Below are 20,065 nucleotides of genomic sequence, written 5' to 3' on the forward strand. Positions count from 1 at the left end.
GTTTTAATGTTTTTGGATAAACAATTTAGTATTTACTTCATCAAAGGCAATTTCTATGCCTTTTTCTAATTTTTCTTCAATATTTAATTCAGCTGTCAATGTTTCAGCTTTAATATATTTTATATTGTTTTTAACGGCCTTTTCCACATAACCATCTTTCAATATTTTAATATCTATTTTATCGGTAACCTCTAGACCAGAATCTTTTCTAAGATTTTGAATCCTATTTACTAGTTCCCTTGCAATACCTTCTTCTCTTAACTCATCGTTTATGGTTATATCCAGCGCAACTGTTAATGCTCCAGATGTAGCAACCAACCATCCTTCTATATCCTGAGAAGAAATCTCTACATCATCTAACTGTAAATTAATGGTTTTATTTTCAATATTTAATGATATTTCGCCTTCTTGCTCAATTTTTTGGATGTCCTCTTGGTTAAAACCTGCAACTACTTGGGCAATTTGCTTCATATCTTTCCCGAATTTTGGACCCAAAGTCTTGAAATTGGGTTTTATTTGCTTCACCAAAATTCCTGAGGCATCATCAAGCAATTCTATTTCTTTAACATTTACCTCGGACTTTATTAAATCTGCTACTGCCTCTATTTCTCGTTTTTGATTCTCATCTAATATGGGAATCATTATTTTTTGTAAAGGTTGACGAACTTTGATTCTTTCTTTCTGACGAATGGACAACACCAAAGAAGATATAATCTGCGCCTTCTCCATTTTTCCCTCCAATTCTTTATTTACAAATGCCTCGTTATATTCTGGAAAGTGAGCCAGATGAACGCTTTCAAAAATCTCCCCTTTTGTGGCCTTGTTTAAATCACAGTACAACCTATCCATAAAGAATGGCGCAACAGGGGCAGATAGTTTGGCAACTGTCTCCAAACACGTATATAAGGTTTGGTAGGCCGATATTTTATCTTTTTGATAATCCCCTTTCCAAAAACGTCTTCTACACAACCTAACATACCAATTGCTAAGGTTTTCCTGAACATAGTCCGATATCATCCTTGACGCCTTTGTAGGCTCATAATCCGCATAGGCCTCATCTACTTTTTTAATGAGTGTATGAAGTTCTGACAGTATCCATTGATCTATCTCCGGACGTTCGTTCAAAGGAATATTCGCCTCAGCATAGGAAAAATCATCAATATTGGCATATAATCCAAAGAAAGAATAAGTGTTATAAAGTGTTCCGAAAAACTTGCGCTTAACCTCTACAATCCCATCAATATCAAATTTTAGGTTGTCCCAGGGGTTTGCATTGGATATCATATACCAACGCGTGGCATCTGCTCCATGGGCATCCATTGTTTCAAATGGATCTGCTGCATTCCCTAATCGCTTGGACATTTTTTTGCCTTCCTTATCCAAAACCAAACCGTTGGATACTACATTTTTATATGCAACCGAATCAAAAACCATAGTGGCAATGGCATGGAGGGTATAAAACCATCCCCTTGTTTGATCCACGCCTTCAGCAATAAAATTAGCTGGAAAAGTTTCTCCTTTATCAATGAAATCCGAATTCTCAAAAGGATAATGCCATTGTGCATAGGGCATTGAACCACTATCAAACCAAACATCAATCAAATCACTTTCTCGCTTCATTGGTTTTCCAGATTCAGAAACCAAGATGATTTGATCAACAATATTTTTATGTAAATCTATTTTATCATAGTTTTCCTCACTCATATCACCAACAACAAAGTCAGCAAAAATGTCTTCTTTTAAGACTCCTGCCTTTATTGCTTTTGAAATCTCTTCTTTAAGCTCGCCTACAGAGCCAATTATGATTTCTTCCCTGCCATCGTCAGTTCTCCAAATAGGTAGTGGAATACCCCAATAACGAGACCTAGAAAGGTTCCAATCATTTGCGTTGGACAACCAATTTCCAAAACGACCTTCACCTGTAGCCTTAGGCTTCCAATTGATTGTTTGATTCAAATCAAACATTCTATCTTTAACATCTGTGACTTTAATGAACCAAGAATCCAATGGATAATACAAAATAGGCTTGTCCGTACGCCAGCAATTTGGATAACTGTGCACATACTTTTCAACCCTAAAGGCCTTGTTTTCTTCTTTTAATTTGATGGCAATGTCAACATCTACAGATCTATCTGGAGCTTCCCCATCATTATAGTATTCATTTTTTACATACTTGCCACCAAGTTCTTGCAGCTCTGGCCTAAACTTACCTTGCAAGTCCACCAAAGGAACAGGGTTTCCGTTTTCATCCAAAATTAACATAGGAGGCACTTCTGGCACTGCCTGTTTTGCAACCAATGCATCATCTGCTCCAAAGGTCGGGGCTGTATGTACTATACCCGTACCATCCTCCGTTGTCACAAAATCTCCAGCTATGACCCTAAAAGCATTTTCAGGATTTTGATAGGGCAATGTATATGGTAAAAGTTGTTCATATTTTATCCCAACTAAATCTTTTCCTAAAAAAGTTTCTCCAATGACATATAGGATTTTTTTGTCCTCTTTTTTATATGACTCTAACTCTTCATTGTGCTCAGCTTCCGTATATTTTCCTGCAAATTGTTTTCCTACCAGAGCTTTTGCAAGAACCACATTAATTGGTTCAAAAGTATATTGGTTAAAGGTCTTAACCAATACATATTCTATCTTAGGACCTACTGTTAAAGCGGTATTGGATGGCAATGTCCAAGGCGTGGTAGTCCAGGCCAGGAAATAAATTTCTCCATCAACAGCATTAAATGAAGTTGGCAATGTTTCTTTCTTTATTTTAAACTGTGCCGTAACCGTAGTATCTGTTACATCTTGATAAGTCCCTGGTTGATTTAATTCATGGGAACTTAAACCCGTACCTGCTTTAGGTGAATACGGCTGAATGGTATACCCTTTATAGATTAGACCTTTGTCATATATTTGCTTTAGCAACCACCAAACAGACTCCATATATTTGGATTTATAGGTAATATATGGGTCGTCCATATCAACCCAATACCCTACTTTTTCGGTCATTGAGTTCCAAACATCCGTATAACGCATTACTGCCTTTTTGCAGGCGGCATTGTATTCTTCAACAGATATTTTTGTCCCTATATCCTCTTTGGTAATTCCCAATTCTTTTTCAACACCAAGCTCTATAGGCAGTCCATGGGTATCCCATCCTGCTTTTCTTTTTACTTGAAACCCTTTCATGGTTTTGTACCTTGGGAAGATATCCTTTATGGTACGTGCCATTACATGGTGAATTCCAGGCATACCGTTTGCAGATGGTGGGCCTTCATAAAAAACATACGCTTCCTTTCCCTCTCTACTGGAAACGCTTTTTTCAAAAATTTGATGGTCTTTCCAATAGCTTAGAGTTTCCTCTGCAATTTTTGGTAAATCCAACCCTTTGTATTCTGCAAACTTCATAGTGTTATCCCTCATTCTAAATAAGGCTGCAAAATTATAAATTTAGATTGAATTATCCGTTGATTACCAAGATGAAATCTTCATTACTAAATGTTTACACAAGTAACCTGTTTTCATCAAGTCCAAAATTATCATAACTTCGTATCTACTATAAATTTTAACACTAAACATTAAACAAAATGAAAAAAGTAATTTTAGGTTCAATTTTAATGATAGCCTTGGGCTTCTCGTTTCAATCCTGTAACAACTGTACCGATAAGGCCAAAGATGCCGTTGAAGAAACAGGTGAGGCATTGGATGAAGCGGGGGATGACCTTAAAGAAGCGGGTGAAGATGTAATGGATGCCACTGAAGATGCTGTAGATTCTGCAGGAGATGCCATAGACAATGCGGTTGATGCAACAAAAGATGCCACCAACAATGCAATGGATGCAACAAAAGACGCTGCAAATGATGCGATTGATGGTGCCAAAGAACTTGGTAAAGATGTAAAAGAGGCTGGAGAAGATGTTATTGACAAAGCAAAAGAAACAGCTAAAGACGTAAAAGATGCCGTAAAGGACAATAACTAGTCTGGTTCTTTTATATGAAAACAAAAGCCCGGTCATAAGGCCGGGCTTTTAATTTTAAAAAATATACCCCAATCCCATAATTAGGTTAAACCCTGGCGCAACTATTCCAGATGAGTAGGAGCGGTATCTCTGATCGGTAATATTTTCTAGACCAAAAGAGGCTTTAAAGGCATTTGAAATAGTATACTGGGAACGAAAATTTAAAGTATGCCAAGAAGGGGAATATGGGTTGCCATTGGCATCCAATGCATAAATATAATCCTTACTCTTTTCTGATGGCGCTAAATCTTCATTGGCAATTTCCCCGTTATAATTAAGAAAAATATCTGCCTGTAATCTTTGGTTTTTCCATACCACATGAAAATCCCCAAATGTTGGGGCAACGTGTCTTCCAGGAGAATCTGTGCCATCTTCTTCCTCTTCTATTCCTTTTGTTATAGTTAAGTTTGAAATAACTGATAAATTATCTGACAGAAATGCTTCCAAACCAAGCTCAAATCCATACACGTAAGCTTTTGCGGCATTTTGAATAGCTTGTACGTTGCTCAATTCCCCATTATACTCAATTTGCGACTCCCCATTAAACTGATAATCCCTTCGCACCAAGGCATCTACCATATATGTATAAAAAGATGTCCCCTTAAGAACCAACCTATCATTAAAATTTTTCTGAACCCCCACCTCGGTATTGTACACATATTCGGGTTCTAATTCTGGGTTTGGAACCACAACAGAGCCTGGTTCCGAATCAAAAATCTTACCTACATCATCAATATTGGGCGCCCTAAATCCCGTGGAGCCATTCCAAGTAAACTGTAAATCCTCTTTGGGAAACCAACTTAGCCCTAAACTACCAGTTAATGCCCCTGTACTCAAATCGGCATTATCAAAAGGAAAAGGATAAAAAGTCTTATCAAAAATAGCATCTATCCAAACATGGCTATAGCGCAACCCGGATAAAAATGTAAGGTTGGGTTTGGCTTTGTATTCTCCATTTATATACCCTGCCATAGTCTGCCATAAGGCATTATTCGGATATCTGGATGCCGCATCCATAACCATATTGGCCTCTATATTTCTCTGGCCACCATACGAATGGACTTTATTAAACACGTATTCCCCTCCATAATAAAGCCTAAGATTCCCCATTCTTTTATTTTCAAAATCCAGATTCATAGAAATTGCATCAACTTGTTCTTTGGTGGAAAACAAAACTGGGTTTTGAAAAGCGCGGTCATTTCTACTTTCTCCAAAATTTTGATAGGCCACATTAATTTTCATCCTATCATAAAATTTGTTCTTTCCTTTTTGTGATATTTGAAAATTTCCCATGAACCATTTTTGCGGTCCATAATACCACTCTGCAGAGCGAAGACCCAGGCCATCTCCGGTAGGTCGTATTAATCTATCATATCTAGAATAATCTGAGGTTTCAGAATAATATAACCCCAAACTATAGTCCCAATTATGACTGGGTCTAAATGCAATTTTTTGCATTAAATTTAATTGATTATAACCAGTAGTAACCTGAATCCTAGGATTTCCGTTCTTCAACAAAACATCCGAGCCATCTATGGTGGAAACATAATTGTTTCGCAAATAAGAATCCGGACCATAGCTTCCCATCTTTAAATCTCCAAAATCATTAAATGTAATATTGGAAAAAAATGCCCATTTCTCTTTTCCAATATTAAAATCCAAATGTACTGTGTTCTCATTATTTGCAGAAGCATATCTATAGGAGGAGCTTCCCGAAAAAGTTAAGCTATCATTAGAAGAAAAATGAGGTTTTTTGGTATAAAAATTCATAACACCCCCTATTGCATCACTTCCATAAATAACAGAACCTGGGCCAAAAATTATCTCAGTATTCTTAACAGAAAAAGGGTCAATGGATATAATGTTCTGTATGTTACCTCCCCTAAAAATAGCATTATTCATTCTTACACCATCCACAATAAGCAACAGCCTGTTAGTGGCGAAACCCCTGATCATAGGACTTCCTCCCCCTAACTGGCTTTTTTGCACAAACACTTTTCCACTATTCTGTAATAAATCTGCAGATGTTTGTGGGTTTGTAAAAGCAATGGCCCTCGCATTAATAGAGGCTATCTTTTGTGGGACATCCTTTCTTTGTTGTTCCCACTTGGAAATGGACATAACCACCTCATCTAGCTGTTCGGCTTTTAAATTAAGATAAATTTTACCTCCCCTTCTCAATATACTTGCCTTAGTTGTTCTCCTATTTTCATAACTAATATGTGCAAAGAATATACGCTCATTTGGTGTAAAAAAGGAAACATCACACTTACCATCAAAATCTGAAATAGCTGTTTTGGACTTATCTAAATTAAAAACAGCAACATTGATAACAGGAGCTTTTGTTTCGGCATCCAAAATGGTTACTTCCTGAGCCGGTGCTAGTTGAAACAGCAATAAGATTACAATGAAACTAAACTTATACATGCTAATTGAAAACTTTGTTCAAAATGGCAAGGGATTTGGGCTTTCTAAATCCCTGCAAATGTAATTCAAAATAAAGAACAAGTGATTGCAATAGCCTTTGTCTATTGGCTTTCTTCATTTTAATTGTATGAATAGCATCAAAATTTGTGCCCAAGAAGGTTTTAAATACATTTAAATTCTCCCCTTCTAGTACTGGGCTCAAAGAGAGTATATTGGTGAACTCTCCCTCCTGTAAATCAAAATAAGGTGCGTCGCTATTTGATGTGTCTGGATTGAACCCCAAATAGCGTGTTAATTTCAATAAAAAAGCAATATGAAAATTTGAGATATCATCATGGGTATCCAACCATTGAAAAGAAGCCTCTAAAAAATGGAAAAGCCCTTGGTTTTGCTCTTCCTCATGAATACTGTTTCCCAGCATTTCTGACAAAAAAAGGGTCGTTGCATTCTTGGAAATATCAGAATGTAAGGTTTTATAGTGATAATATACCTTGGCTTCCCTTATACTCTCCAAAGCGCCCTTATTCCTATGGGATGCTACCAATTCCAATTGAGTCAAAGGTTGAAAATAAGCTGCTTTAAGCTTTCCCTTTTTTGATGTCAAAACCCCTTTTAGCATATAGGACTTTATACCATCGGATTCTGTATACATCTTTACAATTAAACTGGTATCCCCATATTTTAGGGAAGATAAAACAATGGCTTTGGTGGTAATTTGCATACTAGGTAATTGGATTCCCAAAGATAAAAGTATCCTAATGAAATTGTAGAAAAACAATAAGGCTTTCCAAAATTTGGAAAGCCCTATTGCCTAATTAATCAAGAGCTTGTAATTTATATTACCCCTTGTGCCAACATAGCATCGGCAACTTTTACAAAACCAGCAATATTAGCTCCCTTTACATAATTGCAATATCCATTTTCATCCCTTCCGTACTCAATACAAGAATCATGAATATCACTCATAATATCTTTTAAACGACCATCCACCTCTTCTCTTGTCCAACTAATACGCAGTGAGTTTTGTGACATTTCCAATCCTGATGTCGCCACACCACCCGCATTGGAAGCTTTTCCAGGGGCGAACAATATCTTCGCCAGATGGAACTCATGAATGGCCTCGGGTGTAGAAGGCATATTTGCCCCTTCTGCAACACAGATACATCCATTTTTAATTAGTGTTTTTGCATCATCCCCCTTCAATTCATTTTGTGTAGCACAGGGCAATGCAATATCACATGTAACTTCCCAAGGTGTTTTACCTTGATGATATGTTGCCGATTTGTATTTGTTAGCGTATTCCGAAATACGACCTCTTTTATTATTTTTTAAATCCATTACAAACTCCAACTTCTCTGTATTTATACCCTCTTTATCATATATATACCCTTGAGAATCAGAAAGCGTCAATACTTTAGCCCCTAATTGAATTGCCTTTTCAGCTGCATACTGCGCAACGTTTCCAGATCCAGAAATCACAACATTTTTATTCGAAAAGTCCTTGCCTTGAGTTTGTAACATGCTATTGGCAAAATAGACGGTGCCGTAACCTGTTGCTTCTGGACGAATCAAAGAGCCACCCCAAGAACGGCCTTTACCTGTTAAGACACCTGTAAATTCATTTCTAATTTTCTTATACATCCCAAACAAAAAACCAATTTCCCTTGCCCCAACACCAATATCCCCAGCAGGAACATCCGTATTTGGCCCAATATGTCTGTTTAATTCCAACATAAAAGCATGGCAAAAACGCATTACCTCATCATCAGATTTTCCCTTTGGATCAAAATCTGAGCCTCCTTTACCACCACCCATTGGCAATGTTGTCAAACTATTTTTAAACACTTGCTCAAAAGCCAAGAACTTAAGAATGCTAGCATTCACAGATGGATGAAAACGCAATCCACCTTTATAAGGCCCAATGGCAGAATTCATTTGTATTCTATATCCACGATTCACATGTATTTCCCCTTTATCATCTACCCATGCCACCCTAAAGGAAATCAACCTCTCTGGTTCCACCATTCGCAAGAGGATATTTTTACCATAATAGATATCGTTTTCCACTATATAGGGAATAACCGTTTCGGCCACTTCTTGTACTGCTTGTATAAACTCAGGTTCATGACCATTTCGGGCCTTCACCTCATCCATAAACCCTTTAATTTTTGTTTCCATAAAAAGACTTTATTTAGCGCGTGCTTTTTGTTAAATTGATAACACAACGGCAAAATTATGTTAATAATATAATTTGATGATTCTTTTTTATCTTTTTTTTGAACTATCCTAAAAACCTTCATTCAAATAATTAGGCTTTCAAACTCAATGACCATACATTAATCGCAATTACAATAGTACCTTTGTTAAAAATACCCCAGATTTATGAAAAAAATAGTTCTGCTTCTGTTTTTATTTTTGATTGTGGTTGGTTGTAAAAATGATACGCAACTTACGTTTGAACCATCAGTTTTTTCCAATGACACCTGTAAAGACTGTCCAAAGGTTGCCATAAATATTCCAAAAGCCTTGGACAATTCTAAAATTGCGGAATCTATTAATTCATCCTTAAGAGAAGAACTAATTTCCCTATTGACTTTTGATGAAGAAACTGAAGTCGCAACCATAGATGAAGCCCTTACTTCCTTTAATAATGGATACCTAGAGATAAAAAAGAAATTCAACGATGAAAGTGAAAATTGGGAAGCGGATATCAATGGTATAATTACATTTGAAAATAAAAATTTACTGGCCTTGCAACTGGACACCTATATGTTCACCGGCGGGGCCCATGGATACAGCTCTGTTACCTATTTGAATTTTGACAAAAAAAAAGGAATTGAATTGGAGAACTGGGAACTCTTTAAGGACAATACACATTTCATAAAATTTGCAGAAACAAAATTTAGAATTCAAGAGGGCATACCACAAGGAAGTCCGATAAACAGTACTGGGTTTATGTTTGAGAACGAAGTATTTCATCTTCCTATAAATATAGGGTTTAATAAAGAGGGGCTTGTTCTTCATTACAACCAATATGAAGTGGCGTCTTTTGCAGATGGGCCTATCATAGTAATTCTTCCCTTCGATGAAATAAAAAACTATTTGTCCTTTAAAATAAAACCTTAATTAGCAATGGCCCTTCTTAAAGCTAAGATATATCCTAAGTGCATCCCTTCATGATATAAATTAAAGGCGAATGCATCCTCTACATTTCTTATAGTAACATTGACGCTTGTGGTATACTCATCATAATCTTTAAAAATCCCACTCACATAGTCGGTCTTCGTCTTCTCAATTGTTGAAAAAATAAGTTTTTCAATACTTTTCATTTCCCCTTCGGTTACCGTTCCATCCGGGGAAGTTCCTTTTCTATATTTATTTACCAATTCATCACTTACCATCATAGGAAGTCCGCTCATTTTATACATTAATAATTGCTCGGTTACCACAACATGGGCTATGTTCCACCAAATATTGTTGTTAAATCCTTCTGGAATCATAAGCAAATGCTCTTTTGGAGTTTCAGTTAAAAACTTAAATAAGCTTTTCCTGTTCTTTTCTGTGATATCAAATAGTTTTTCCATATTCTTTGTTTAAAGGCTGATAAAAATAGTACAATTGATAGTAAATAGGTTACTTTGTATCTATCAACTTTTAGCTTTTATGAAAAAAATATACTACCTAAAAACTTGTTCTACCTGCCAGAGAATTTTAAAAGAATTGGCTCCTATTGATAGTTTTGAGCTTCAGAATATAAAAACAGACCCTATTACTCCTAAACAATTGGAGGAAATAAAAAATTTAGCAGGTAGTTACGAATCACTTTTTAGCAGAAAAGCAATGCTTTTTCGCCAAAGGGGCCTACATGAAAAACAACTTACAGAAACAGATTATAAAAACCTGATTCTTGAACAATATACTTTCTTAAAACGACCCGTAGTTTTGGTCAACAACCAAATATTCATAGGCAATAGTAAAAAAGTAGTTTCTGCCGCCAAAGAAACCATTCACTCTTGAGCAAAAGAACCCTAGCCATATTCGCTGCCGTTTGTGCCACCACTATTTATGGATTGAACCATACCATTGCTAAGGGGGTTATGCCATTGCATGTAAAGCCTTTCGGCTTTATAATGCTAAGGGTAACAGGGGCAGCCATTTTATTTTGGATTATTTCCATTTTTGGTCCAAAAGAAAAAATTGAGAAAAAAGATTGGGGACGTTTGGTTATTTGTGCATTTTTTGGAATGGTTTTAAATATGTTGGCTTTTTTTAAAGGCCTAGAACTTTCAACCCCAATAAACAGTTCTGTTTTGGTTACCATAACCCCAATTATTGTGGTACTTCTCTCCGCATTTTTAATCAAGGAAAAGATCACAGGTTATAAAGCTTCAGGAATTATTATTGGATTTATCGGCGCTTTGGCACTCATTCTTTTTGGAAGTGAAACCAGACAAGATGCCCCAAACATTCCATTGGGAAATACTTTGTTTATTGTTAATTCCATTTGTTATGGAACCTATTTAATTTTAGCAAAAAAACTAATTGAAAAATACCATCCTTTTACATTTATGAAGTGGCTTTTTACCATAGCCGTTGTAATTAATTTTCCAATAACTTATTCCGAAGTGGTTCAAATACAATGGAGTGAACTTCCAATAGAAATACTTGGTTCCATTGCTTTTGTAGTAATTTGTACCACTTTCCTAACATATCTGTTCAACATATTCGCACTGACCCAATTAAAAGCTTCCACCGTGGGTTCTTTTACATATTTACAACCAGTAATTGGGATACTATTTGCCATAGCAATGGGTATGGACCATCTTACCCTTATAAAAGTTATGGCGGCTTCACTGGTTCTGATAGGAGTTTACTTAGCTAGCAAAAGACCTAAGCCAAGTCCTTAGGTTGCTTTGCAAATTTTCTTGTGTCTTCCTTTGTAAGCCATTTAAATCCTTCAGCTTTTTCTACCTTATTAAAAACACTTAAAATACTCTTTGGCAGAGCTGTTAATGTTCGTTTTTCCATATCTATCCATGCACCCATCATCTCACAATGTGCAACATGTCTGCCTTTATAATCGTAAAAATTATGGTGGAATGTAAAAAACTTACCGTCCTCGCTCATTCCTTGAAATTCCAAAGAAACTCTAATGGGCTTACCTGGGAAAACTTCTTTAAAATAGTAGATATGTTCATAAAAAACGACTGGCCCAATACCATGTTGAACAAACTCTTTATGTCCAAACCCTATGTCTGTAAGGAATGACATTCTCGTATGGCTCATAAAATTTATATAGGCAGAATTGGCCATATGCCTGTTTGCGTCAACATCGTTCCAGCGTATTTCAAACTCCTTTAAGTACATAAATAAAAATATTAAGTTCTTATGCGTGCATAATATCTTCAAAACTATGCTATTTTTGAAGAACAAATAGTATCATCCGATTAAATCTGATGATAATTATTAAATTTAAGTCAAACTAAATTTCAAACAAATGAGCGATAAAGCACCTTTCATAAAAAATCTTAATCTACCGGCCATAGCGGCACCCATGTTTTTAATTTCTGGGCCAAAAATGGTCATAGAATGTTGTAAAAACGGCATTGTAGGCACTTTTCCTGCCCTCAACCAAAGAACAAGTGAAGGTTTTGAGGAATGGCTCATTGAAATAAAAACCGAACTCAAAAAGTTTGAAGAAGAAACAGGAAAAAAACCTGCCCCTTTTGGAGTTAACCTTATTGTACACCCAACAAATCCAAGATTAGAGGCCGATGTAAAATTATGCATGAAGCACAAAGTTCCATTGGTAATAACCTCTTTGGGAGCAGTAGCTATGGTAGTAAATGCTATTCATAGTTATGGTGGACTGGTGTTCCATGATATCATTAAAAAAAGACATGCCGAAAAAGCTGCCGAAGCGGGTGTGGATGGTTTAATACTTGTTGCGGCCGGTGCCGGTGGACATGCAGGAACCATTAACCCTATGACTTTGGTGGCAGAAATCAAAAAAATATTTCAAAAAACCATTATCCTTTCGGGATGCATTAGTACTGGGAGAGACATAGCTTCTGCCAAACAAATGGGTGCAGACCTGGCATATATGGGCACAAGGTTTATCAATACAAAAGAAAGCAAAGCCACAGAAGAATATCGTAAAATGATTATTGATGCGGGAGCCAGTGATGTGGTCTATACTGCCGCAATATCTGGTGTACATGCCAACTTTCTTGGAGCAAGTTTAAACGCTGCAGGCATTACAGCAGAAGACTTAAAAAAAGACACTAAAATTGATTTTGGAAAGGAATTGGACACAGAAGCAAAGGCATGGAAAACTATATGGTCTGCAGGGCAAGGAGTTGCAACCATTGATGATGTTCTAAGCATTTCCGAACTTGTACAACAATTAAAATCAGAATATAAATCTGCTTTAGAGGAACAATCCAAATTATTGGAAGACTTGTAATAACCTTTTAAAATGCCACTTCTCGCATCCATTTACAACCCTCCCCTATTCTATAAAAGTGGGCATTTATCCACCATATACTCCGGTCTTTTTAGAAAAGTAAATGGGGTCGAGCAAAAAAGAGAACGAATATACCTTGTAGATGGTGATTTTTTGGATTTGGACTGGAGTTTCTCTGAAAAGGAAAGTGCAAAAGTGGTCATCCTTTTACATGGTTTGGAGGGAGATGCACAAAGGCCATACATAACGGGCAGTGCAAAGCAGTTTAATTTGGCAGGGTATGATGCCTGTGCCGTTAATTATAGGGCATGTAGTGGAGAATCCAATGCTCTTTTTTGTTCTTACCATTCAGGAGCTACAGATGATTTAGATGCTGTAATCCAACATATTTTAAAAACTAAAGTATATACAGAGATTTACATAAAAGGATTTAGTCTCGGTGGAAATCTTCTTTTAAAGTATTTAGGAGAAAGAGATGATATTCCAAAAGAAGTTAAAGCTGGCTTGGCCATTTCTGTTCCCTGCTCTCTTTATAGTTCCCTTAAGCAATTAATGTCATTTCAAAACATACCCTATTCAAATCGATTCAAAAAACATTTGATTAAAAAACTAAGGATAAAGCAACAGCAATTTCCAGATAACATATCAGATGCCGATATAGCATCTATAAAAACCCTAAAAGATTTTGATGACATCTATACCAGCAGGGCACATGGATTTATAGATGCCATGGATTACTATGAAAAATGCAGTTCTTTACAGTTTTTGCCCAAAATAAAAATTCCCACATTGATAATCAATGCAAAAAATGACAGTTTTTTAGGGCCAGAATGTTATCCTCACAAAGAAGCGGAAAGTAATCACAACATATTTTTAGAAATTCCCAAATATGGTGGGCACGTTGGTTTTTATGGCCCGCAAAATATAACATATACAGAAAAAAGGGTTATAAAATTTTTGCAAGAGTCAATTTAAACTTGTGTATTTCTTATCTTAGTGGACTTAAATAATCGTTACATGAAAAAAATATTTGCTGTATTTGCGCTTGCCACACTTATTGTTAGCTGTGGAGAGAAAAAAGAAGAAAAAAAAGAAGGGTTTGAAGTAACTCGTACCAAAGAAGAACCTAAAGCAGTAGAAGCAGAAGGTGTGCCCGTTGATTTGAACAATAAGGGTGTCGGTCCAATAAAAGCAATTGCTTTTGGAGAGGTAATAAATACCGAAATGGCGGCTAAAGGAGAAGAGAAGTTTAAAGCTATATGTACCGCATGTCACATGGCCGACCAAAGGATGATAGGGCCTGCACTTGCGGGAGTATATGATCGTAGAAGTCCTGAATGGGTAATGAACATGATTATGAACCCCGACGGCATGATAAAGGAAGACCCCATTGCCAAAGCGTTATTAAAAGAATACAATAATGCCATAATGTTAAACCAAAACCTTGGTGAAGACGAGGCTAGGTCTATAGCTGAATATTTAAGGACATTATAATTTTACATAGAAGTTATCTCATACTAGTGCTTTCATTTTCTAATTAAAAAGTGAAAGCACTTTTTATTTCTACACACCATGGCCGATTTTTTACACACCTCTGGAACAAAAATTCTTAATGAAAACAACGAACAGGTTTTTTTAAGAGGTGTCGGTATGGGCAACCAGGTTTGGGAAACGGAAAATGTCCCCCTAAATCACCATTCTGAAATTGATTATGAACGGATAAAGGATATGGGGATGAATGCCGTTCGCTTCTATATAAATTTGGGAACGTTACAGGAAGATGTCTCTCCATTTAATAACAAGGTTGAAGGTGAAGGTTGGAAATGGCTTGACCAAAACATAGCTTGGGCAAAAAAATACGACATTTATCTTATTCTAAACCTACATATTGTTCCCGGTGGGTTTCAATCCATGGGTGATGGTGATGCCCTTTGGAAAGATGCCGTTTTTCAACAGAAAATCACTTCTTTTTGGAAGAAAGTGGCGAAAAAGTATAAAAACAAGTCTCAAATTGCCGGTTTTGGCTTGTTAAATGAACCCGTGCCGACAGATTCCATTGCACAATGGCAAAGTTTTGCCCAACATTTAGTTGATGAAATACGGAAAATTGATAAAAATCACATTGTTTTTGTTGAAAGATGTAGAGAAATAAAAGGAAATCCAGAAGAGGATATTAATCTAAACTTTCCTTTACTGAAGGGTGATAATTTGGTCTACGAGTTTCATACATTTCAGCCCTATGGCTATACACATCAATTATTGGAATGGGCAGGCCTTGGTGATAAAGGTTCTTATCCCGACTTAACTATAACACAATACATTAATGAATTAAATGGCGCCAACATTACCCAACAAACTGCTTATAAAAGAGATAAATCCTATCTTAAGGCAGTAATAGAACGCTTTGTGAAATGGGGAAGCACACACGAGGTTCCATTATATATGGGAGAATTTGGCTCTTGTATTCCTTCTTTTAAAAATGGAAAAGGGGGGCTTGAGTGGGTAAGAGATATGTTGACAATTGCCCATAAAAACAACCTCAGCTACACGTATCATGCATATCATGAAGACTCCTATGGGCTTTATTATGGTGCTAAGCATTTGCCAGCCCCAGAAGCATCCAATAAAGAATTGATAGATCTATTTAAAAGTGTTCTATAAGGGTGTCTTTTGACTCCTGTATTTATTTTCAAAATGATTCCTATTCGCTTATATCCCATAAGTAACAAACTTATTGATGAGTCGTCTTAAATTCATAACAATAGAACAAATATGGAAGAAGAGAACGAAATATTGATTTATAAAAAAGCAAGAATAGCAGGACTTCTATATTGTTTTGTTTTTGCCGGGGGTTTCTTTGCCGAAGTATTTGTCCGTCAAAAACTAATGGTCTATGGTGACCCCATTGCAACCGCAACAAATATCTTGGCCAATGAAAGTCTTTATCGATGGGGGTTTGCAATATCTCTACTCTATTTAATCTGTAATATTCCTATTGCTCTAATTTTTTATAATATATTTAAAAGAGCTGATAAGTTCTTGGCGGCACTTCTCCTTTTGTTTTTTCTAACGGGCAATACTGTGGAAATTGTTAATATAATAAACCATTATACACCCTTGGATGTTTTGAAAATCACTTCTGGAGTAAATGGATTTAATCAAAACCAATCCTCCTTACTGGCTTATTTATCCCTAAATGCTTTTACAACCGGTTTTGGTATTACTCTTGTGTTTTTTGCATGTTATGATTTGGTTATAGGATTGCTTATTCTCAAATCTAAATATCTTCCAAAGCTTATAGGTATATTAATGCTCATGGCAGGAGTATGTTACTTAACCAATAGTTTTTCACTTTTCCTATACCCTGAGTTTGCCGAAAAATTATTCCCTTTTGTTTTATTCCCTTGTTTTGTTGGAGAATTGGTTCTAGCTCTTTGGCTTACCTTCAAAGGAATAAAATTATTGAGATACACATATGCTAAATAGCTGGGTTGAATCATCAAAAGTTGAAAAGTTCAATCCAGTTGCGACTTAGATTTGAAAAGTATATTTTTCTTAAGCTACGCTTTGTGAGCTCCTCATTAATTTTATTCTTATCTTCATATGCCAGACACAACCACTCTTAAATAAATGGAAATGAAAAAACTAAGCTGGATTATTTTAGTAGTACTATTTGTGACCGCATGCGGTGAAACTCCTAAAGAAAAAGAAGAGCCAAGCAAACTCAAAGCATTAATTATTGATGGTCAGAACAACCATTATGTATGGCCTAAAACTACAATGATGATGCAGGATTATCTGGAAGAGAGCAACCTTTTTGATGTGGACATACACCGTATGGATTCTGTATGGCTTGGTACCAAATACAACCAAAGTAGACCAGAAGCATATACCTATTTTATCGAAACTTACCCCTTGGATTCCACTGCTTATGGCATTTCTCATAAACCAATAAAAACATCTCGTTTCTCAATTGATTTTAGTAAATATGATGTAGTAATTTCCAATCTAGGTGCAGGCACACCACGTTGGCCAGAAGAAACCGAAAAGAATTTTGAAAAGTATATGAGTGAAGGTGGTGGCTTTGTTGTTGTGCATGCCGCGGACAATGCCTGGGGAGATTGGGACGAATTCAATAAAATGATTGGAATTGGTGCATGGGGTGGCCGTGATAGTATTACGGGACCTTATGTGTATTACACTGATGCCGGCGAACTGGAAAAAGACTATTCAGAAGGACCTAGTGGGTCGCACGGAGCGGAGTATCCCTTTATTGTTACCACACGCGCACCGGAGCATCCTATTATGAAAGGATTGCCCTCAGAATGGATGCATGCCCAAGATGAAATGTACGAACGTATGAGAGGACCTTTTGAAAACGCAACTGTTTTAGCTACTGCTTATTCGGATGTAGAAGGCAATGCTCCACCTTGGAATCCTGATGTGAAAGGCATGGGGCAACATGTTCCCTCAATGATGGCAATTAATTATGGTCAAGGTCGTGTATACCATACTACACAGGGTCATTTTGATTATTCCATGGAATGTTCGGGATTTATCACCATGTTACAGAGAGGCGCGGAATGGGCTGCCACTGGTAATGTTACCCAAAAAATTCCAGAAGATTTTCCATCATCTGAGGAAACGGTATCAAGAAAGTGGGTGGAGTAAATGGTTGTTCTTAGGTTATAAAATCTTATACCCTTCCCTAATCTGGTCGGCAGCCACTTTATAGGTAGGATCTTCCAACACGTTTACCTCTATTATTTGTTCAGCATTTTTTAGCAACTTAATACAGTCCTTGCTCAAATGCTGTAGGTGTACTTTTTTACCTATTTTTTGATAGCGCTCAGTTATTTTGTTCAAAGCCTCGATTGCTGACATGTCCGCAACTCGACTTTCTTTAAAATCTATAAAAACCTCGTCCGGATCATTCTGAACATCAAACTTTTCATTGAATGCTGTTACAGAACCAAAAAATAATGGCCCGTATATTTCATAATGTTTTGCTCCATTTTTATCAAAACTTTTTCTAGCACGGATACGTTTTGCATTCTCCCAAGAATATGCCAAGGCAGAAATTATAACTCCCAATAATACTGCAACTGCTAAATTATGTGTAATAGCAGTAATCAAGGTTACCAATATCATCACTATAACATCTGATGTGGGCATTTTTTTAAAAGTTCTAAAGCTGGCCCACTCAAACGTTCCAATAGCCACCATAAACATTAACCCCACCAATGCCGCCATAGGCAATTGCTCTATTAAACCAGAACCAAACATGATAAACACCAATAACATAATGGCCGCAGTAATACCAGATAGACGGGCTCTGGCGCCTGAAGAAGTATTAATTAAACTCTGACCAATCATAGCACAACCACCCATACCCGATAAAAACCCAGAAAGAATATTTGCTGTTCCTTGTGCAATACACTCACGGTTACCACTGCCACGGGTTTCAGTAATTTCATCAATTATATTTAAAGTAAGTAAACTTTCTATAAGTCCAACACCTGCAACAATTGCCGCATAAGGCAATACTATTTTAAAAGATGCCAATGTCAAAGGAATATTCGGTATGGACAAAGGTGGAAACCCACCTTTTATGCTTTCGCCCTCATTCATTGTATCAGCAACGGTAAGCGTATCTATTCCAAAACCAATTACAATTGCAGAAACCACTAAAATAGCCACCAACGAAGATGGAACCGCTTTGGTAAGCTTAGGTAGTCCCCAAATTATTAGCATGGTCAAAAGGGTTAACCCAAGCATAATTCCAAAATCCATTCCTGCCAATAGGTTTTCAGTTCCTTTTTGATAAAAGTTAGGAAACTGCGCCATAAAAATGATAATTGCCAAACCGTTCACAAATCCAAACATTACAGGGTGAGGCACTAAACGTATAAACTTTCCTAATTTTAAAAATCCTGCGGCTATTTGTAATACTCCCGCTAAAATTACTGTTGCAAATACATAGTGGAGTATACTTTCTGGCTCTATGCCTGGAAAGTTTCGTTTTAATTCCAAAATCAATCCCACAAAAATTACAGCTACAGCACCTGTTGCACCGGAAATCATGCCAGGTCTACCTCCCAAAATAGAAGTGACCAATGCCAAAATAAAGGCCGCATATAATCCTGTCAAAGGTGAGAATCCAGGAATTAATGCAAAAGCAATAGCCTCAGGAACTAAAGCCAGAGCAACGGTCAATCCAGATAAGATTTCTGTTTTATAATTTACTTTTTGGGAAAAATCGAAGAGATTTAAATACTTTTTCATTGGTTTTCTCCTTAGAAGCCGCAAAAATAGGGCTATTTGGCCTTTTTCGCCCCGTTATTAGAAGAAAATAACAATTTTATAGGATTCCACCTGTACTTCCTCCGTCCACTTTAATTGTCGCGCCATTTGTAGCAGATGATAAGGGACTTGCCAAATAGGTTATAGTATTTGCCACTTCTTCAACTTCGGCAAATCTTTGTATTAAAGAGGATGTACGGACATTGGTAAAAAAATCTTTCTCTACTTCCTTTTTGGTCTTGTCCTCATTCACGGCAACTTCCTCTAAAAATTGCTCCGCCCCTTCTGAAAGTGTAGAGCCAGGAAGAATAGTATTTACCGTGACATTGGTGCCTTTGGTCAATTGTGCCAACCCTCGTGAAATAGATAACATAGCCGCTTTTGTCATGCTATAAGAAATCATATCTGCTGGAACCAAAGTGGCACACTCGCTGGAAATGAATAAGATACGCCCCCATTTTGCATCCAGCATTTTTGGCAAACAATGTTTGGAAAGCCTTACACCACTCATAACATTGATTTCAAACTGATTATACCAATCTTTATCTGAAGTTTCAAAAAAAGATTCCGACTTATAAATTCCAACATTATTGATAAGAATATCAACTTTGGGCAATTGTTTTAACAACGATTGGACATCTTTAGGATTACCAAAATCAGCGGGCAAACCTAAGATAGTAGCATTGGGAAAATCCGATTTTAATTTCTCCATGGCAACATCAACTCCTTTTTGAGTTCTTCCATTAATGATAACATTTGCTCGTTCTTTCAACAATGACTTTGCTGTGGCAAAACCTATTCCCGAAGTAGAACCCGATATAAATGCTGTTTTATGTTCTAATTTTAAATCCAT

18 protein-coding genes are annotated in these 20,065 nt (G+C 36.6%); 10 read left to right on the plus strand and 8 right to left on the minus strand.

What is annotated here, in order from left to right; all coding sequences use genetic code 11:
• Positions 1-3: 3 nt before the first annotated feature.
• Positions 4-3,405: an isoleucine--tRNA ligase gene (gene ileS, locus GGR42_RS08525; protein WP_167962841.1), complete on the minus strand. Its 3,402-nt coding sequence runs from the start codon at positions 3,403-3,405 to the stop codon at positions 4-6.
• Positions 3,406-3,584: 179 nt separating this feature from the next.
• Here ileS and GGR42_RS08530 point away from each other — a divergent pair, with 179 nt between their 5' ends.
• Entirely contained in the window at positions 3,585-3,977 is a 393-nt protein-coding gene (locus tag GGR42_RS08530; protein WP_167962843.1) for a hypothetical protein, read from the plus strand.
• A 54-nt stretch (positions 3,978-4,031) separates the two neighbouring features.
• On the opposite strand, the gene GGR42_RS08535 is transcribed toward GGR42_RS08530, so the two are convergent.
• From GGR42_RS08535 to gdhA, 3 genes are all read right to left on the minus strand, one after another.
• The gene (locus tag GGR42_RS08535; protein ID WP_167962845.1) at positions 4,032-6,443 is read right to left on the minus strand and encodes a TonB-dependent receptor plug domain-containing protein; all 2,412 of its coding nucleotides are present in this window, start codon (positions 6,441-6,443) and stop codon (positions 4,032-4,034) included.
• A 1-nt stretch (position 6,444) separates the two neighbouring features.
• Positions 6,445-7,164 carry a DNA repair protein RecO gene (gene recO, locus GGR42_RS08540; protein ID WP_167962847.1) on the minus strand — a complete coding sequence of 240 codons (720 nt, stop codon included), beginning with the start codon at positions 7,162-7,164 and terminating at the stop codon, positions 6,445-6,447.
• 113 nt (positions 7,165-7,277) lie between these two features.
• On the minus strand, positions 7,278-8,621 hold the full coding sequence (gene gdhA / locus GGR42_RS08545; RefSeq protein ID WP_167962849.1) for an NADP-specific glutamate dehydrogenase: 1,344 nt from the start codon (positions 8,619-8,621) through the stop codon (positions 7,278-7,280).
• A 204-nt stretch (positions 8,622-8,825) separates the two neighbouring features.
• Between gdhA and GGR42_RS08550 the strand changes: the two genes are divergently transcribed.
• Positions 8,826-9,569, plus strand: a complete 744-nt coding sequence (locus GGR42_RS08550) for a DUF3298 and DUF4163 domain-containing protein (RefSeq protein ID WP_167962851.1) — start codon at positions 8,826-8,828, stop codon at positions 9,567-9,569.
• Here GGR42_RS08550 and GGR42_RS08555 read toward each other — a convergent pair.
• Positions 9,566-10,027 carry a DinB family protein gene (locus tag GGR42_RS08555; RefSeq protein ID WP_167962853.1) on the minus strand — a complete coding sequence of 154 codons (462 nt, stop codon included), beginning with the start codon at positions 10,025-10,027 and terminating at the stop codon, positions 9,566-9,568. The two genes, GGR42_RS08550 and GGR42_RS08555, sit on opposite strands and share 4 nt — an antisense overlap.
• 79 nt (positions 10,028-10,106) lie before the next feature.
• Here GGR42_RS08555 and GGR42_RS08560 point away from each other — a divergent pair, with 79 nt between their 5' ends.
• Positions 10,107-10,460, plus strand: coding sequence for an arsenate reductase family protein (locus GGR42_RS08560; RefSeq protein WP_167962855.1), 354 nt, complete (start codon positions 10,107-10,109; stop codon positions 10,458-10,460).
• Positions 10,457-11,350: a DMT family transporter gene (locus GGR42_RS08565; protein ID WP_167962857.1), complete on the plus strand. Its 894-nt coding sequence runs from the start codon at positions 10,457-10,459 to the stop codon at positions 11,348-11,350. Before GGR42_RS08560 ends, GGR42_RS08565 begins: the two co-directional genes overlap by 4 nt.
• Here the strand turns inward: GGR42_RS08565 and GGR42_RS08570 are convergent.
• A complete protein-coding gene (locus GGR42_RS08570; RefSeq protein WP_167962859.1) occupies positions 11,334-11,810 on the minus strand; it encodes an acyl-CoA thioesterase in 477 nt (158 codons plus the stop codon). The genes GGR42_RS08565 and GGR42_RS08570 overlap by 17 nt on opposite strands.
• Positions 11,811-11,940: 130 nt before the next feature.
• Here GGR42_RS08570 and GGR42_RS08575 point away from each other — a divergent pair, with 130 nt between their 5' ends.
• The 6 genes from GGR42_RS08575 (at position 11,941) to GGR42_RS08600 (ending at position 17,580) form a co-directional block, all read left to right on the plus strand.
• Positions 11,941-12,909: an NAD(P)H-dependent flavin oxidoreductase gene (locus tag GGR42_RS08575; RefSeq protein WP_167962861.1), complete on the plus strand. Its 969-nt coding sequence runs from the start codon at positions 11,941-11,943 to the stop codon at positions 12,907-12,909.
• A gap of 12 nt (positions 12,910-12,921) precedes the next feature.
• A complete protein-coding gene (locus GGR42_RS08580) occupies positions 12,922-13,884 on the plus strand; it encodes a YheT family hydrolase (protein ID WP_167962863.1) in 963 nt (320 codons plus the stop codon).
• A gap of 42 nt (positions 13,885-13,926) precedes the next feature.
• Positions 13,927-14,403, plus strand: a complete 477-nt coding sequence (locus GGR42_RS08585) for a c-type cytochrome (protein WP_167962865.1) — start codon at positions 13,927-13,929, stop codon at positions 14,401-14,403.
• A gap of 78 nt (positions 14,404-14,481) precedes the next feature.
• On the plus strand, positions 14,482-15,570 hold the full coding sequence (locus tag GGR42_RS08590; protein WP_167962867.1) for a glycoside hydrolase family 5 protein: 1,089 nt from the start codon (positions 14,482-14,484) through the stop codon (positions 15,568-15,570).
• Positions 15,571-15,681: 111 nt separating this feature from the next.
• Positions 15,682-16,395 carry a DUF4386 domain-containing protein gene (locus tag GGR42_RS08595; protein ID WP_167962869.1) on the plus strand — a complete coding sequence of 238 codons (714 nt, stop codon included), beginning with the start codon at positions 15,682-15,684 and terminating at the stop codon, positions 16,393-16,395.
• A 150-nt stretch (positions 16,396-16,545) separates the two neighbouring features.
• Entirely contained in the window at positions 16,546-17,580 is a 1,035-nt protein-coding gene (locus tag GGR42_RS08600) for a ThuA domain-containing protein (RefSeq protein ID WP_167962871.1), read from the plus strand.
• 15 nt (positions 17,581-17,595) lie between these two features.
• Here the strand turns inward: GGR42_RS08600 and GGR42_RS08605 are convergent, their stop codons facing one another.
• Both GGR42_RS08605 and GGR42_RS08610 read right to left on the minus strand, forming a co-directional pair.
• Positions 17,596-19,194: a SulP family inorganic anion transporter gene (locus GGR42_RS08605; protein ID WP_167962873.1), complete on the minus strand. Its 1,599-nt coding sequence runs from the start codon at positions 19,192-19,194 to the stop codon at positions 17,596-17,598.
• Positions 19,195-19,270: 76 nt separating this feature from the next.
• On the minus strand, positions 19,271-20,065 hold the full coding sequence (locus GGR42_RS08610) for an SDR family NAD(P)-dependent oxidoreductase (protein WP_167962875.1): 795 nt from the start codon (positions 20,063-20,065) through the stop codon (positions 19,271-19,273).

It is taken from the genome of Saonia flava, assembly GCF_011927795.1.
GTDB classification, from domain to species: domain Bacteria; phylum Bacteroidota; class Bacteroidia; order Flavobacteriales; family Flavobacteriaceae; genus Saonia; species Saonia flava.